The 14,443-nt window shown below is 59.5% G+C and carries 13 protein-coding genes; 3 read left to right on the forward strand and 10 right to left on the reverse strand.

Going from position 1 to position 14,443, the window contains the following annotated elements:
* Positions 1–19 precede the first annotated feature (19 nt).
* The 6 genes from rplS to AAID99_RS06800 form a co-directional block, all read right to left on the reverse strand.
* On the reverse strand, positions 20–400 hold the full coding sequence (gene rplS / locus AAID99_RS06775) for a 50S ribosomal protein L19 (protein ID WP_025884695.1): 381 nt from the start codon (positions 398–400) through the stop codon (positions 20–22).
* 24 nt (positions 401–424) lie between these two features.
* A complete protein-coding gene (gene trmD / locus AAID99_RS06780; protein ID WP_188427072.1) occupies positions 425–1,126 on the reverse strand; it encodes a tRNA (guanosine(37)-N1)-methyltransferase TrmD in 702 nt (233 codons plus the stop codon).
* Entirely contained in the window at positions 1,123–1,680 is a 558-nt protein-coding gene (rimM, locus tag AAID99_RS06785) for a ribosome maturation factor RimM (RefSeq protein WP_498493482.1), read from the reverse strand. The genes trmD and rimM overlap by 4 nt, the downstream gene beginning before the upstream one ends.
* Before the next feature lie 31 nt (positions 1,681–1,711).
* Complete coding sequence (gene rpsP / locus AAID99_RS06790; RefSeq protein ID WP_023978627.1) at positions 1,712–2,047, reverse strand: 30S ribosomal protein S16; 336 nt, start codon at positions 2,045–2,047, stop codon at positions 1,712–1,714.
* A gap of 50 nt (positions 2,048–2,097) precedes the next feature.
* Positions 2,098–3,495, reverse strand: a complete 1,398-nt coding sequence (gene ffh, locus AAID99_RS06795) for a signal recognition particle protein (protein WP_498493483.1) — start codon at positions 3,493–3,495, stop codon at positions 2,098–2,100.
* Between the two features lie 182 nt (positions 3,496–3,677).
* Positions 3,678–4,190: a Spy/CpxP family protein refolding chaperone gene (locus tag AAID99_RS06800; protein WP_188427075.1), complete on the reverse strand. Its 513-nt coding sequence runs from the start codon at positions 4,188–4,190 to the stop codon at positions 3,678–3,680.
* A gap of 252 nt (positions 4,191–4,442) precedes the next feature.
* Between AAID99_RS06800 and AAID99_RS06805 the strand changes: the two genes are divergently transcribed.
* From AAID99_RS06805 to AAID99_RS06815, 3 genes are all read left to right on the forward strand, one after another.
* Complete coding sequence (locus AAID99_RS06805) at positions 4,443–4,703, forward strand: hypothetical protein (protein ID WP_498493484.1); 261 nt, start codon at positions 4,443–4,445, stop codon at positions 4,701–4,703.
* 38 nt (positions 4,704–4,741) lie between these two features.
* Positions 4,742–6,055, forward strand: coding sequence for an ABC transporter substrate-binding protein (locus AAID99_RS06810; protein ID WP_267310179.1), 1,314 nt, complete (start codon positions 4,742–4,744; stop codon positions 6,053–6,055).
* 167 nt (positions 6,056–6,222) lie between these two features.
* Positions 6,223–7,884, forward strand: coding sequence for a glycoside hydrolase family 13 protein (locus AAID99_RS06815; protein WP_498493485.1), 1,662 nt, complete (start codon positions 6,223–6,225; stop codon positions 7,882–7,884).
* A gap of 184 nt (positions 7,885–8,068) precedes the next feature.
* Here the strand turns inward: AAID99_RS06815 and AAID99_RS06820 are convergent, their stop codons facing one another.
* The 4 genes from AAID99_RS06820 to AAID99_RS06835 all read right to left on the reverse strand — a co-directional run bounded on the left by AAID99_RS06820 (position 8,069) and on the right by AAID99_RS06835 (position 14,025).
* Entirely contained in the window at positions 8,069–9,553 is a 1,485-nt protein-coding gene (locus tag AAID99_RS06820) for a UdgX family uracil-DNA binding protein (RefSeq protein WP_498493487.1), read from the reverse strand.
* Complete coding sequence (locus tag AAID99_RS06825; RefSeq protein WP_498493488.1) at positions 9,550–10,782, reverse strand: putative DNA modification/repair radical SAM protein; 1,233 nt, start codon at positions 10,780–10,782, stop codon at positions 9,550–9,552. Before AAID99_RS06825 ends, AAID99_RS06820 begins: the two co-directional genes overlap by 4 nt.
* Before the next feature lie 128 nt (positions 10,783–10,910).
* A complete protein-coding gene (locus tag AAID99_RS06830; protein ID WP_498493489.1) occupies positions 10,911–13,457 on the reverse strand; it encodes an HWE histidine kinase domain-containing protein in 2,547 nt (848 codons plus the stop codon).
* The gene (locus AAID99_RS06835) at positions 13,450–14,025 is read right to left on the reverse strand and encodes a biliverdin-producing heme oxygenase (protein ID WP_188427081.1); all 576 of its coding nucleotides are present in this window, start codon (positions 14,023–14,025) and stop codon (positions 13,450–13,452) included. The genes AAID99_RS06830 and AAID99_RS06835 overlap by 8 nt, the downstream gene beginning before the upstream one ends.
* Positions 14,026–14,443: the final 418 nt, after the last annotated feature.

A 14,443-nucleotide genomic window follows, 5' to 3' on the forward strand; every position in this document is an offset into this window, starting at 1 on the left:
CGGTTTCGACTATCCTGATTTAGGAAGCCGTCTTCACCGTGTCACGGGGACGCTCGGCAATACGAGCCGACTTGCCGCTACGCTCACGCAGATAATACAGCTTTGCACGACGCACCTTGCCGCGACGGACAACAGCGATCTCGGCAATGCTGGGCGAGTAAAGCGGGAAGATACGCTCCACGCCTTCACCGTTCGAAATCTTGCGAACCGTGAAGTTGCTGTTCAGGCCCTTGTTGGAACGGGCAATCACAACGCCTTCGTAAGCCTGAACGCGCTCACGCGTGCCTTCGACAACGCGCACGCCAACGCGCACGGTGTCACCGGCCTGGAATTCGGGAACCGGACGGGCGGCGGTCAGACGCTCGATTTCGCGCGCCTCATACTGCTGGACAATGTTCATGTTACTTCTCCGAGAATACGAAATTTATCTGTTAGTCTTGGCTTCAGCATAAGCCGCCCAGAGATCGGGGCGTCTGACCTGGGTCGTCTGACACGCCTGCTCGTGACGCCATGCCGCTATCGCCGCATGATGACCCGAAAGCAGAACCGGTGGCACATCCATACCCTCCCATGAGGCGGGCTTGGTGTAATGCGGGTATTCGAGCAGACCGTCGCCGAAGCTTTCTTCGGCATCGCTCAACTCTGAACCCATCACACCGGGCAGAAGGCGCACGCAGGAATCGAGCAGCGCATAGGCGGGGATTTCCCCACCCGACAGCACGAAATCGCCAAGCGAGATCTCGACAACGCCTCGGCGCTCCAGAACCCGCTCATCGACGCCTTCAAAGCGCCCGCACAACACCACCACGCCATCACCCGAGGCGAAGTCACGCGATTGCGCCTGAGTCAGGCGCGCACCGCGCGGCGTCGGGTAAACGACCGGCCGCCCCTCTGCCTCGATCGAGTCCAGCGCTTCTGCGACCACATCGGCCCGAAGCACCATTCCCGCACCGCCACCAAAGGGGGTGTCATCCACGGCGCGATGACGCCCGCGACCGAAATCACGCAGATCATGCACACCCAGCGACCAGACGCCGTCTTCAAGCGCCCGTCCCGCAAGGGAGAACCCGAGCGGCCCCGGAAACATGTCCGGAAACAGAGTGAAAATATCCGCGTGCCAGGTCATGAACGCACCGCCACATCGCCCTTGCCCGAAAGATCACCCTCGACCTCGACCTCATGAGGCGGCTCGACGATGACACGCCCCTGATCGAACAGGATCTCGGGGACGCAGGCATGGGTGAAAGGCACGATCAGGTCCTGACCGTTTCCGGCAATCTCCAGACTGACGCCCGCACCGTAATCATGAATGATCGCAACCGTGCCCAGCACCTTGCCCTCTCGGGTTTCGGCACGCAGACCGATCAGATCGGCATGATAGAACTCGTCCTCTTCTGTTTCCGGCAGGCAATTCCGCTCGACATACAGCTTGAGATTGACGAGACGTGCGGCCTCATCGCGGTCGGTTACGGCACGGCCGGCAGCATCGTACAGACGCGCGATGCCATGACCCTGCCATTCCGCACGCCAGACGCTGCCCTTTTCATCCTGCAGCGCGCCGATTTCCTCGACCGAAGCCGGGTCATCAGTCGCCGCAAAAAGATGCACGAGCCCCCGAACGCCATGGGGCCTGCCCACGGTCGCCACGAGAATCTTGCTGGAGGCGGTGCCGGACGTCATGAAATGCTGAAGCCTATCCCTGGTCTATGGCTCAGGCTGCGGCCTTGGCGGCTGCACGCTCCTGGGCGCGCTTCTTCGGCGCGGACTGCTTGGGCTGCTCGTTGTAAACGGGCTTTTCGATCAGACCGGCATTACCAAGGAAGCGGGCAACGCGATCGGTCGCCTGCGCGCCGTTTGACAGCCAGTGCTTGATGCGCTCGTCGTTCAGACGGATGCGGTCAGCATGGTCGGAGGGCAGCATCGGGTTGTAGGCACCAACCTTCTCGATGAAGCGGCCATCGCGGGGGCTACGGCTGTCAGCAATCACGATGTGGTAGTACGGACGCTTCTTGGCACCAGCGCGCGAAAGGCGGATCTTAACGCTCATATTTTTACTCCAGGGTATCGAAAACTATGTGAAAATCATGCCGGTTGGGGTTAGCGGCGCGGGCCGCCAAAGCCACCGCCGGGCCGCCCGCCGGGAGCACCGCCCGACATGAGACCGGAAAGCATCTGCTTCATGCCACCGAGGCCCATCTTGCTGATGCGCTTCATGATGGTGGACATGTCGTCAAACTGCTTGAGCAACTTGTTGACCTCCTGAACCGTGGTGCCCGAACCGGCAGCGATACGCTTCTTGCGAGAGGCCTTGATAATGGCGGGCGTCTTGCGCTCATCCTTGGTCATCGAGGAAATGATGGCCTGGTGACGCTTGAAGATCGAGGTATCGAGATCCTGATCGCCCAGCTTTTCCTTCAGCTTGCCCATGCCGGGCAGCATGCCGACGATGCCCGAAATCGAGCCCATCTTGCCGATCTGGCGCAGCTGCGAGGCATAGTCGTCGAGATCGAACTTGCCCGCCATCATCTTCTTGGCGACGCGTTCGCTCTCTTCGTGGTCGAGCGTCTCGCTGGCCTTCTCGACCAGCCCGGCAATGTCACCAAGACCAAGGATACGACCGGCAACGCGCTCGGGGTAGAAATCGTCGAGGGCCTCGAGCTTTTCGCCCAGACCGACGAGCTTGATCGGCGCCCCTGTAATGGCGCGCATCGATAGCGCTGCGCCACCACGTGCGTCGCCATCCATACGGGTCATGACGACACCGGTGATGCCGACGGCTTCGTTGAAGCGCTGCGCAGTGTTGACAGCGTCCTGACCCGTCATGGCGTCCACCACGAGCAGGGTTTCGACCGGATTGGTCGCATCGCGTACGTCGCGAACTTCCTGCATCAGGGCTTCATCGATCGACAGACGACCTGCCGTATCGAGAATGACGACGTCATAGCCTTCGCGACGGCCCGTCTCGAGGGCACGCCTGGCAATCTCGACAGGCTGCTGACCGGCGATAATCGGCAGCGAGCCGACGCCGACGCGCTCCGCCAGCTGCTGCAGCTGAAGCTGGGCGGCCGGGCGCTGGACGTCGAGGGAGGCGAGAAGCACACGCTTGCGCTCGCGCGTCAGCAGACGCAGGGCAATCTTGCCCGACGTCGTGGTCTTGCCCGAACCCTGCAGACCGACCATCAGGACGGGCACAGGGGCAACGGCCGCAAGATTGAGCGGCACGTTACCAGCACCGCCCAGCGCCTCGATCAGCGCGTCGTTGACGATCTTGGCAACGGCCTGACCGGGTGAGATGCTCTCAAGCACCTCCGTCCCGACGGCCTTTTCCTTCACCTTGTTGACGAAGTCGCGCACGACGGGCAGCGCCACGTCTGCATCCAGCATGGCCAGACGCACTTCGCGCATCGCTTCGGCAACATCCGCCTCGGACAGCCTGCCGCGCTTGGACAGACCCTCAAATACACCGGAAAGCTTGCCTGAAAGCGTGTCGAACACGTGGAACCCTTATAAGCAACAGAAAGACGCCACTGCGCGAGTCTTCGCGAGGTGGCGTTTCAAATCTGGTCAGGCAGCTAAAGGCATGAGAGCGCAAAGTCAAGACAAAACGTCCGCTCGCGTGCCCATGCCGCCCGATTGCTCAGGAGAGAGACATCCTGCCCCTCTTCCTGAGCCAGAGATCAGGGAGCGTCGGGCTCATCCTTGTCTGCATCGCCCTTGGCATGCGGCGGGCGCAGAAGATCGCGGATCTGCCCTTCGAGTGAGTCGAGCTTCTCCTGGGTCGTGCGGGCCTTGTCGAGCTGCTCGGGAGTCAGGATATCATGGATCGCAACGGCATCGGCAGCCATTGCTTCTTCGTCCTTGGCGTTGAGCGCTTCCTTCTGCTTGATGAGCGCATCGAGCTTTGCCTTGTCGACCGGCCCCTTCGCCATCAGCAGCGCCCCGATTTTCTGATCGACATCGAAACGCTGGTGCATGGCATCACGACGCTCTGCACGATGGCCATGCATCAGGGCGTGGATCTTGTCGCGCTGTTCTTTCGTCAGGTCCACGCCACGCAGCATGCCCATGAGCGGCGGGGGCATCATGGGACCCATATGGCCCGGAGGGGCCATCGGTCCGGGCGGGAGCGGTGCGGGAGCATGGGCATAAGCCAGCGCCATGAAAGACGGCGCGGCAGCCAGGGCCAGCATGCTAAAAGTCTTCTTCGAGATCATACTCGTCATCTTCCTGTATTTGCGAAGACATCGGGTCCGATGCCTATGACCTCTCTCTAGCAAGAAGAATAAGAAGAACGAGGGCCAAAGCACTACAGAATGTATGGATTGTTACAGACTCTCTACTGCATGACTATCGGGGGCTGCGCCCCCTTGAGAACGCCCATCTGTCATAGATAACACATTCATGTTACGGTCATGTCATTCCCTTGTTAATTTTCGGAAAGAATGAGAGCGTCACTTCGCGCCGTTCCAATGAAGCGGCACAAGACGAACCGGATCGACAAAAGCCATGCGAACCATGTCCGGGCTGAAGCCCCAAGCCTTTGGCACGAAAACGCGCCCGCCCCAGCACCGCGACAGATCGACACGGCCCCTGCCCTGTTACATTTCCCGGGAAAACGAATGAATGTGGTGCCTTTCCGCCACATGAGCCGCGCTGCCTTCCCCCGGAATGCCGGGATCGGCAGCCAGATGCCCCAGACCTGATTTCTCCAGTGCAAGCGCCCACCCAAGGACAGTCCCCAATGAAGAAAACCCTGCTTCTGGCCAGCGCGGCCCTTGGCTTCGGCCTCGCCGCTCAGGCCAAGGCCGACACGACGCTCACGATCGCGACCGTCAACAACGTGCAGATGATCGAAATGCGCAAGCTCTCGACAGTATTCGAGAAAGCCCACCCGGATATCCATCTGCGCTGGGTGACGCTGGAAGAAAACGTTCTGCGCCAGCGCGTGACGACCGATATCGCCACCCATGCAGGGCAGTTCGATATCCTGACCATCGGCAATTACGAAGTGCCGCTCTGGGCCAAGCAGGGCTGGCTCTATAAATTCGACTCCCTGCCCGCTGCCTATGATCTCAATGACATCATCGCTCCGGTGCGTGAAAGCGTGAGCTATGAAGGCAAGGTTTACGCGCTGCCCTTCTATGCAGAGAGCGTGATGACCCTGTACCGCAAGGATCTCTTCGCCAAGGCCGGGATCACCATGCCCGAGACACCCACCTACGATCAGATCCGCGATTTCGCTGCCAAGACGACCGACAAGGCAAGCGACACCTATGGTATCTGCCTGCGCGGCAAGCCGGGCTGGGGCGAGAACATGACCATCGTCACCACCATGGTGACTGGCTTTGGCGGTCAGTGGTTCGATATGAGCTGGAAGCCGACACTCAACACGCCGGCCTGGCACAACGCGATTACCTATTACACCTCGCTTCTCAAGCAGTTCGGGCCGCCTGGCGCGAGCGCGAACGGCTTCAACGAAAATCTCTCGCTTTTCGCGACCGGCCATTGCGCCATCTGGATCGACGCCACCAGTGCTGCCGGCACGGTATTCGATGCAAAGCAGAGCAGTGTCGCCGACAAGGTGGGCTTTGCCTCACTGCCAACGGGCAGCTTCAAGGGTGGTCCAACCTGGCTCTGGTCGTGGAATCTGGCCATTCCGGCTTCTTCCACCCATGCCGAGGCAGCCAGCACCTTCATTCAGTGGGCGACGTCAAAAGACTATATCCAGCTCGTCGCCAAGACCGATGGCTGGGTCAATATTCCGCCAGGCACACGCAGCTCCTCTTATCAGTCGCCCGACTATCAGAAGGTCGCCCCCTTCTCGTCCTTCGTGCTGAAAGCCATTGAGACCTCCAACCCGTCAGGTCAGACGGCGCAGCCGCGCCCCTATGTCGGCGCACAGTTTGTCGACATCACGCCCTTCCAGGGTATCGGCACGCAGGTCGGGCAGACCATTGCCTCGATCCTCGCAGGGTCGAATACGGTCGATTCAGGTCTGAGCGCAGCCAATGCCGCCACCAACCGCGTAATCCGCCAGACAGGCTACCAGAAGTAACCCCCACGCAGGGGCGCTTGCGCCCCTGCCCCAGGACAGCCATCGTCACCACGAGGCTTTCACGAGCGGCTGGCGTGCAGGTCTCTTGTATCCGCAACTTTGTGTGACGGCGCCAACTGGCAGGTTTCCTCCGTGTTCTGACATCATCACGATCACGGAAGAAAACCATGGCTCAGAACGGTTCAGCTCCAGTCTGGTGGAAAGACGCTGTCATCTATCAGATCTACCCGCGCTCCTTTGCCGATTCCAACGGTGACGGTATTGGCGACCTTCCCGGCATCATCAGCCACATGCCCTATCTGGAACGGCTCGGCGTCGACGCGCTATGGATCTCACCCTGTTTCCAGTCGCCACAGGGCGATGCCGGATATGACATCTCCGATTATCGCAAGATCGACCCGCTTTTCGGTACGGTCGCCGATTACGAGGCGCTGATAAAGGAAGCGCATGACCACGGTCTGCGCATCATTGCCGATATGGTGCCAAACCACACATCGGACCAGCATGCATGGTTCAAGGAAGCCCTGGCCTCCGAGCCCGGCAGTGCCGCCCGTGAACGCTATCTGTTTCGCGACGGCAAGGGGAAGGACGGGTGCGAGCCCCCCAATAACTGGCAGAGCGTCTTTGGCGGCATTGCCTGGACACAGGAACCTGAGCGCAAGGACGGCAAACCACGCCAGTGGTATCTGCATCTCTTCGACAGCTGCCAGCCCGATCTGAACTGGGACAACCCCGAAGTGCGGACCGAATTTGAATCCGTTCTGCGTTTTTGGCTCGATCGCGGGGTGGACGGCTTCCGTATCGATGTCGCCCACGGACTCATCAAGGAAAAAGGCCTGCCTCCCTATACAGAGCGCGCCACGATGGTGGGCGAAGATGACGACAAGACGCCAAGCGATGCCCCGATGTGGGACCGGGATGGCGTGCACGAAATCTATCGCGCCTGGCACAAGCTGCTGGCCAGCTACCCGGGCGATCGCATGCTGGTGGCAGAAGCCTGGGTAAAGCCTCTCTCGCGTCTTGCCCGTTATGTGCGGCCCGACGAAATGCAGCAGACCTTCAATTTCGACTATCTGCTCTGCCGCTGGAACGCCGCCAAATACCGCGAGATCATCACGGATTCACTCGAGGCCATGCATGAGGTCGGCGCCATCACCGCCTGGGTCATGTCCAATCATGACACGGTGCGCCATGCCTCGCGTCTGGGCCTGAAAGATGCAGGCGCGCGCCCTCAGGGTATCGACGCAGCCCATGAGCAACCGGACGAGGCCCTTGGCCTGCGGCGGGCCCGCGCAGTCATATTCATGACGCTCGGCCTGCCGGGTTCGGCTACGCTCTATCAGGGTGAGGAGCTCGGCCTGCCGGATCATACAAAGCTCGACAGGAAATATCGTCAGGACCCGGCTTTCTTCCACACTGATGGCAAGGAAATCGGTCGCGACGGGTGCCGCATTCCTCTCCCCTGGAAAGCGGATGGCCCGTCCCTTGGTTTTAACGAGACAGGCGAACTCTGGCTGCCTCAACCAGAGCAGTACAAAAACTACGCAGTCGCCGTGGAAGAGAAAGACCCGGACTCGCCCCTTGCGCTCTATCGCAGCCTGCTTGCCCATCGCAAGGCGTTCAGCCTTGGTCTTGGCGCGCTTGAATGGGCGCCGGAACGCAAGGACGTGGTCGAATTCTGCAACGGGCCTGTCAGGGTCATTCTGAATTGCGGCGACAAGGAAGTAGTGCTTCCTGAAGGCGAAATCCTTGTGGCAAGCCACGCCATCGAAAAACCCGGCTTTCTGCCAGCCAATGCCGCCGTGTGGATGACAGAAAAAGCCGATTGACCGAAATCCGCCCCGTCTTTCCCGGTCCTGATGCCAGGGAAGACAGGCAACACCCCGCTAATACGCGCGGTCGGCGAAGGGCAAGTACTGATCAGTAAAGAAGCCGAAGCGCGTGACCCGAAGGAGCGAAGTCGGGCTTCTCACCTCTCACGGGTGCCGCCGTCGCGCCTTCTTTTTTCAGGCGTCAATGCTCTGCGAGCCAGTCGCGCGCAACCGAGAGTTCCTGCATGAAACGCTGCTCTTCTTCCTGGGCCCTCTGAGGCTCAGGAAGGCGCAGCAGATAGGACGGATGGATTGTCGCAAGACTGGGTGGGCGTGTTGCGCTCCCGTCGCGCACATGCCCCCTGAGTGCCCCGAGGCGACTGACGCGCCCTTCCACAGCCTGGAGCGCAGTAGCTCCCAGTGTGACGATCAGCTTCGGCTGAACGAGCCTGATCTCCTGATCGAGCCAGGGTGAGCAGGCAACAATCTCAGTGCGCCCCGGCGTCTGGTGAATGCGACGACGCCCTTTCGAAACGAATTTGAAGTGCTTCACCGCATTGGTGAGATACACCTCGCTTCGCTCGATACCGACCGCAGACAACACACGATCGAGCACCTGTCCCGCTGGCCCCACAAATGGCTTTCCCTGCAGATCTTCCTGATCGCCCGGTTGCTCACCAACAAGCATGAGAGGCGCATGATCCGGGCCGATGCCAGGCACGCTCTGGGTCGCATAGCGGCAGAGATCGCAGCGCTGGCAGCTCTCCAGCGCGCGCGAGAGAGCAGGCAGCCCGTTGAGCGCCACGCCCCGAGCCTCTTCCTGCGCCTCTTTCTCTCGCCACTCTGCCTGATGGCGCTCGTGAAAAGCCGGGGCACGACCATCATTCTGCCGCGCCACCATGGCCGCAACGCGGTTTTCCGCATCGGCGAGCATTTGCGGTATCAGCCGGGTTTCCGGCAAATTCTTCCAGTATTTGGTCGGCATTTCGGAGCGCATCGCTTTTGTCTTGATACGCGCCGGATTGAAAATCGACTGATAGTAGCTGTGCCAGAGGGTCTCGACATCGTCCTTCAGATCTGGCGCAGCGCAAGGCGACCGGTCACAGATCAGCTTTCCCTTCTCGAACAGGATGGAGCCGATCGGGGTCAGGATCATCCAGTCCATATCGGAAAAACGCTCGGCAAAAAACGGCGCCACGCTCTCGAGAATATAGTTTTCCGGCTCGAACCAGGCGATGAAATGCCTGCGTCCGTCGCTATCGGGCTGCGTAGCCTCGCGAAAGCGCACAAAGGCCTTCATCTTGTGCATATCGCGGCGTATCTGCTGCGTCATGCGCGCCGCCTCCCTCATATCGGGGTCGGTCGCGATGGCGAGGAGCGCGGGCTCTGTCTGAAGGCGCCATAAAAGCCGATAGGCCAGAGCAAAACGCTGGGGGTCATGGTAGCGCAGGATGGTGTGCAAAAGAGCCAGACCGGGCTTGGAGACGTGCCCCACCGGCGTTGCACAGGGAGCCGTCCGCACCTCCTGCTCTAGCGTTGCGGGCTCGGAAGAGAACAAATCTGCCTGCGCCGCATCAGGGCTCATCCATTCGATCTGATCTGGCGCAATTCCCTCGGCGAGGGCGGCACGAGCAAGCCCGCGCCATGTCTCGAAATCCGCGTCGCGGGCCAGTTGGAGGCGCTTCAAAGCAGGCGAAGCTGCTGCGGCTGTGGGCGGAACGAAGCCGCCAGATTGTCACGATCAATCAACCGGGCAGGATTCCAGTCACTCGTGACGATGAACGGCCTGACCTTACGCAAAGAGACTTTCAATCGCTCCACATCCTCCAGCCGTATGGCGCAATGGCGCCTGGCCGAAAGCAATGCCCCCACTGAGCGCGGCCCCAGACCCGGCACGCGCAATAACATCTCACGACTGGCGCGGTTCAGATCGACGGGGAAGAGAGCGCGGTTCTGCAAAGCCCATGCCAGTTTCGGATCGAGCTCAAGGTCCAGCATACCGTCTTCCCGCTGGGCGACGATCTCCTCGAACGAAAACCCGTAGAAGCGCACCATCCAGTCCGCCTGATAAAGCCGATGCTCCCGTACAAGCGGCGGCGATTGCGCGGGCAGAGCCATCGACGCGTCAGGAATGGGGCTGAAAGCCGAGTAATAGACGCGACGAAGCGCATAACCCGAATAAAGCGCTGCCGAACTGCGCAGGATGTCACGATCGGTCGAGCGATCCGCACCGATGATCATCTGCGTGCTCTGCCCACCGGGCGCGAAACGACGAGGCTTGCGCCCGCTCAGGCTGCGGTCGCCTGATTCCTCGATCTTGAGGCGCAAGGCGCCCATGCTCTGGCGTATATGCCCTGCATCCTTTTCAGGCGCGTAGGCGGCAAGCCCCGCCTCTGTCGGCATCTCGACATTGATCGACAGACGATCAGCGTAGAGTCCGGCCTCTTCAATCAGATGAGGCGCTGCATCGGGAATAGTCTTGAGATGGATATAGCCATGAAAATGATGCTTAAGCCGCAGCTCGCGCGCCACACGTACCATTTCTTCCATGGTATAATCGGAGGAGCGGATGACCCCCGAAGACAGGAACAATCCCTCGATATAATTACGCCGGTAGAATTCCAGCGTAATCCAGATGATCTCTTCGACCGTAAACCGTGTCCGTTCGATTTTGGAAGATGAACGATTGATGCAGTAGGCGCAGTCATAGATGCAGAAATTCGTCATCAGGATCTTGAGCAGCGAAATGCATCGCCCGTCAGGCGTATAGGCGTGACAGATCCCGTTAGAGGCTTTTGACCCCAGCCCCTCTTCACCCGCTTTCTTCTTCGAGCTTACGCCGCTAGACGCGCAGGACGCGTCGTATTTGGCAGCATCCGACAAGATTTCCAGACGGGCAGCGAGGGTCTTTTTCATCTCCGGGAGATGGAGACGAGATCAGAACAAGTCAAGAACACAACAGCCGGAAAACCAAGGTTTATCGACTGTTCAAAAGGTTTTCCTGCTCAGAAGCGGCTTGGGGAATAATACCCCCAAGGCCCTCCTCAGGCCGGCAGAACCTTTAGCAACTCCTGCACAATACTCTTGATCGAATAGGGCTTGCGCAGCACCGGCACATCCTGGAATTCGGACGGGATCATGGTCCGATCCGCGTAGCCCGTGGCAAACAGGAAGGGAACGCCCTTCTTGCGCAGAAGCGTTGCCACCTCGTGCGAGTTTTCCTTGCCCAGATTGAAGTCGAGCAGCGCTACATCAGGGCAGCGCTCGCGAATGGCCTGTCCAGCTTCATAAACCGATGAGACGGTGCGAATGTGCTGCACGCCATAAGCAGTGAGCGCCTGCTCCGTCTCCATGGCAATGAGCAGCTGATCCTCGACAAGAAGCACATGGGCTGCATGAAGCCGCTCAGACTGAGCCGCAGTCGCTGTGGGCATATCCGCGACCACAGGCTCTGCCGCGACTTCGGAAACCAGCACGGCATGGCGGACCGGGAAAGTCAGGCGAATGAACAGTCCCTCAGGCCTGAACTCACGCACGGATGTACCGCTCAGTTCATGAGGGATCGCGCGCTCAAGCAGAACAGAGCCAAACCCGTTGCCCTTGGGTGGCGTCACCGGCGGACCACCGGTCTCTGTCCATTCCAGCACCCAGTTTTTCTGATCCTCGTCCAGGAACCAGCGCAGCGTCAGCGTGCCTGTCGGCCGCGAGAGCGCACCATATTTGGCGGCATTGGTTGCCAGCTCATGAAGCGTCAGCGCGACAACCGAGAGCGCGGGGCCGGACAGCCAGAGATTATCGCCCTCAAGCACGACCGCAGAGGGCTGATGGCGGTAGGGCTCAAGCTCGGCTTCAAGCAAGGTTCGCAGCAGGCCACCGCCATCGCTTCGGGCGACCTGATCATGCGCACTGGCAAGCGCCTTGATGCGCCCGCGCAGCACCTCGACATATTCCTCGATCGTCCTGTCCTTGCCTACAGGCCGCCCGATCAGAGACTGCACGACGGCAAGGATGTTCTTGACCCGGTGATTGAGCTCTTCATTGAGCATGCGCTGGCGCAGATCGGCATCCGCGCGCTCTGAAAGCTGCTGCTGATGATAAACGCCCATCACCTCAATCAGGGCCGAACGCAATTGTCCGGCGGCCTCGATATCGAAGCTCGACCAGGGAAGGCAGCGTTCATGCACCTGCTCTTTCCAGATCGCGAAACTCTGACGCGGCGTAAGGCGGGGGCCGTGTGGACCATGCTCGTAGGTCTTGTGCGGATCGCCACCCCAGTTGATGGTCTGCACGATCTCACGACGGAAGAGAAAGACATAGTTCTGCGGCTGGGGCGAAATCGGAATGATCAGCACACCGGCGACATGCGCTGTGTGCGCCGCGATCCAGGGGTGGTCCTTGACCAGATGATCCGACTGCCAGATCTGCGTGCCTGCCTTGCGCAGGGCAAGCTCGACAAACTCGTTCTGAACCTCTTTCGGCGCCGAAATGCCGTGACCGGTCCACTCATTATCGATCCAGATGGCAATACCGTCTGACTGGATGAGCGGGGCCAATCGGCTGATCTGCCCCCGCAGATAGGCTGGCATATCCGAAACCGAGGCAGCGTTGCGCAAGACGCTCTCGATCAGCCCGTGCGTCCGCTCGGCGACCTGCAGCCGCGTCGTTTTCAGAATGACGATGATCTGAAGCGCGAAGAACTCCGAGAACATCTGCACGACGGCACGCTCGGCAATCGGCAGGATGCGCGGGGAATAATGATGACAGGCAATCATGCCCCAGAGCGCGCCATCGATCACGATCGAGATCGACATGGAGGCGCGGACCCCCATATTGGTCAGATATTCGCAGTGGATAGGCGATACGCTGCGCAACTGGCCCAGCGACATATCGAGCGATGAAAGCCCTTCGGTCTCGATGAGGGGAACGGGCGTATAACCGACATCGCCGATCATGCGTATTGGTGAGCGGCGATAGAGCTCCCGAGCCTGGGCAGGAATGTCAGCGCTCGGAAAATGCTGCCCCAGAAAGCTTTCCAGAGACAGGGCACGCGCTTCCGACACCACCTTGCCGGACCAGTCATCGGCAAAACGATAGACCATCACCCGGTCATAATCGAGCAGCCCGCGCATGAGCATGGTCACGACATCGAACAGCCGGGTGATATCGGTCGTCTTGCGCACCCGGTCCATCATGCCATGGAGCTGGGTGAGAAACTTGGTGGCGCGCTGGGTCGGCGAGGCAGGCTCGCATTCCAGCACGACCTCCCCGTTGACGATATGCACAGCTAGGTCGAAATGCCTGTCCGGACCGAGCGCCTGATTGAGCAGGAAAACCGGTCGACGCTGGGTGACGCTCAAGGTCAGGCCGTTGCGGATATCATGCACGATATCCGAGCCGAAAAGCTCGATCAGGCTGCAGCCAAGTGTGAGCTCCGGCTGGCCCAGCATATCCTGTGCATTGGCTGAATGACGCAGCACGACAAAATCACTGACAGAACATGTGATCAAGCAGCCATGGGGCTGAATGCTGCCAGGGAGATGGATCGGCTCCCGATCGCAGCTCGTCAGATCGACCTGACCGAATTCAGCCATGAACTTTTTCCTCTGCACGATCCACAAGCATCATGGCGTCATAGGCATGCCGGAAAAGACGCGAGGCTTCGGCCCCGGCTTCATCGAGATCGAAAACCGGTGCTGCTTCAAGAAGATCGAGAAATACGCGCCAATTGGCAGGCGCTGCCGTCTGAACGGCAAGATGGGTTGCGCCATGGTCCTCGTCGAAACCCAGCGCCTTCGCACGCTTGGCAATCAGGCGGGCGCCAAGCGCCGACCCTTCGAGGGTGTACAGCATACCCAGGAGCCCGGAATCCGTCTCGGGGGGCGCAAGGGCGGAAACAGGCGGACAGGACAAACGAAGTGTCTCGACGTCTTTTTCGAGTGCGAGACGCGTCGAAACCGGTCGCCAGTCCTTCAGCCATGATGGAAAGCGTCGCGCCTCGACTGCAGCCTCTGCCGAGATACGAAAAGCCGCCATACCGGCAAGATAACGCAGGTAATCGCGCTCGGTCTCCAGACCGCCAATCAGGCCATCGAGGCTTTCATGTGCCTCGTGAACATGCGCGCGCAACCGCTGCCGCCTCGTGGCATCGGCAGTCAGCACAGCAATCCTGAAAATGGCGTCCGTCCAGACATGATCGATCAGTCCTGTTCCACATCCGTGAATGGCATTCCATTTAAATCAACCCGCGCAAGAATGTAAACATCAAGATTTCAGCAATGCTGAAAATAAAATGACACTATATTAATGAAAGTAATAAAATTATTCTGCCATGTATTATGAAATATATCCAGAAATTTTTCTAGACACATATCCATCGCGCCATAATGCCGTTTGACGCGGCATGATGATTTTCTTCCATTCTATTACAAAACTGTAACTGTATGAACGGGATCTCTTTACACTGAGTGCTCACAGCCATCGCGAGAATCATGAAGAAATGTTTCTACTTGCGATGGCTCGTCGCTACCTTGTCTCAGGACTTCTCTGCAAGGACCAGAACGAACGTCCCGCGAACATT

The organism is Asaia sp. Ae19-3 (genome assembly GCF_059801175.1).

Excerpts from the sequence above, each read along its gene's own strand:
- rplS (WP_025884695.1), bottom strand. The coding sequence starts at position 400 with ATGAACATTGTCCAGCAGTATGAGGCGCGCGAAATCGAGCGTCTGACC.
- trmD (WP_188427072.1), bottom strand. The coding sequence starts at position 1,126 with ATGACCTGGCACGCGGATATTTTCACTCTGTTTCCGGACATGTTTCCG.
- rimM (WP_498493482.1), bottom strand. The coding sequence starts at position 1,680 with ATGACGTCCGGCACCGCCTCCAGCAAGATTCTCGTGGCGACCGTGGGC.
- rpsP (WP_023978627.1), bottom strand. The coding sequence starts at position 2,047 with ATGAGCGTTAAGATCCGCCTTTCGCGCGCTGGTGCCAAGAAGCGTCCG.
- AAID99_RS06800 (WP_188427075.1), bottom strand. The coding sequence starts at position 4,190 with ATGCTGGCCCTGGCTGCCGCGCCGTCTTTCATGGCGCTGGCTTATGCC.
- AAID99_RS06805 (WP_498493484.1), top strand. The coding sequence starts at position 4,443 with ATGAGAGCGTCACTTCGCGCCGTTCCAATGAAGCGGCACAAGACGAAC.
- AAID99_RS06810 (WP_267310179.1), top strand. The coding sequence starts at position 4,742 with ATGAAGAAAACCCTGCTTCTGGCCAGCGCGGCCCTTGGCTTCGGCCTC.
- AAID99_RS06815 (WP_498493485.1), top strand. The coding sequence starts at position 6,223 with ATGGCTCAGAACGGTTCAGCTCCAGTCTGGTGGAAAGACGCTGTCATC.
- AAID99_RS06825 (WP_498493488.1), bottom strand. The coding sequence starts at position 10,782 with ATGAAAAAGACCCTCGCTGCCCGTCTGGAAATCTTGTCGGATGCTGCC.
- AAID99_RS06830 (WP_498493489.1), bottom strand. The coding sequence starts at position 13,457 with ATGGCTGAATTCGGTCAGGTCGATCTGACGAGCTGCGATCGGGAGCCG.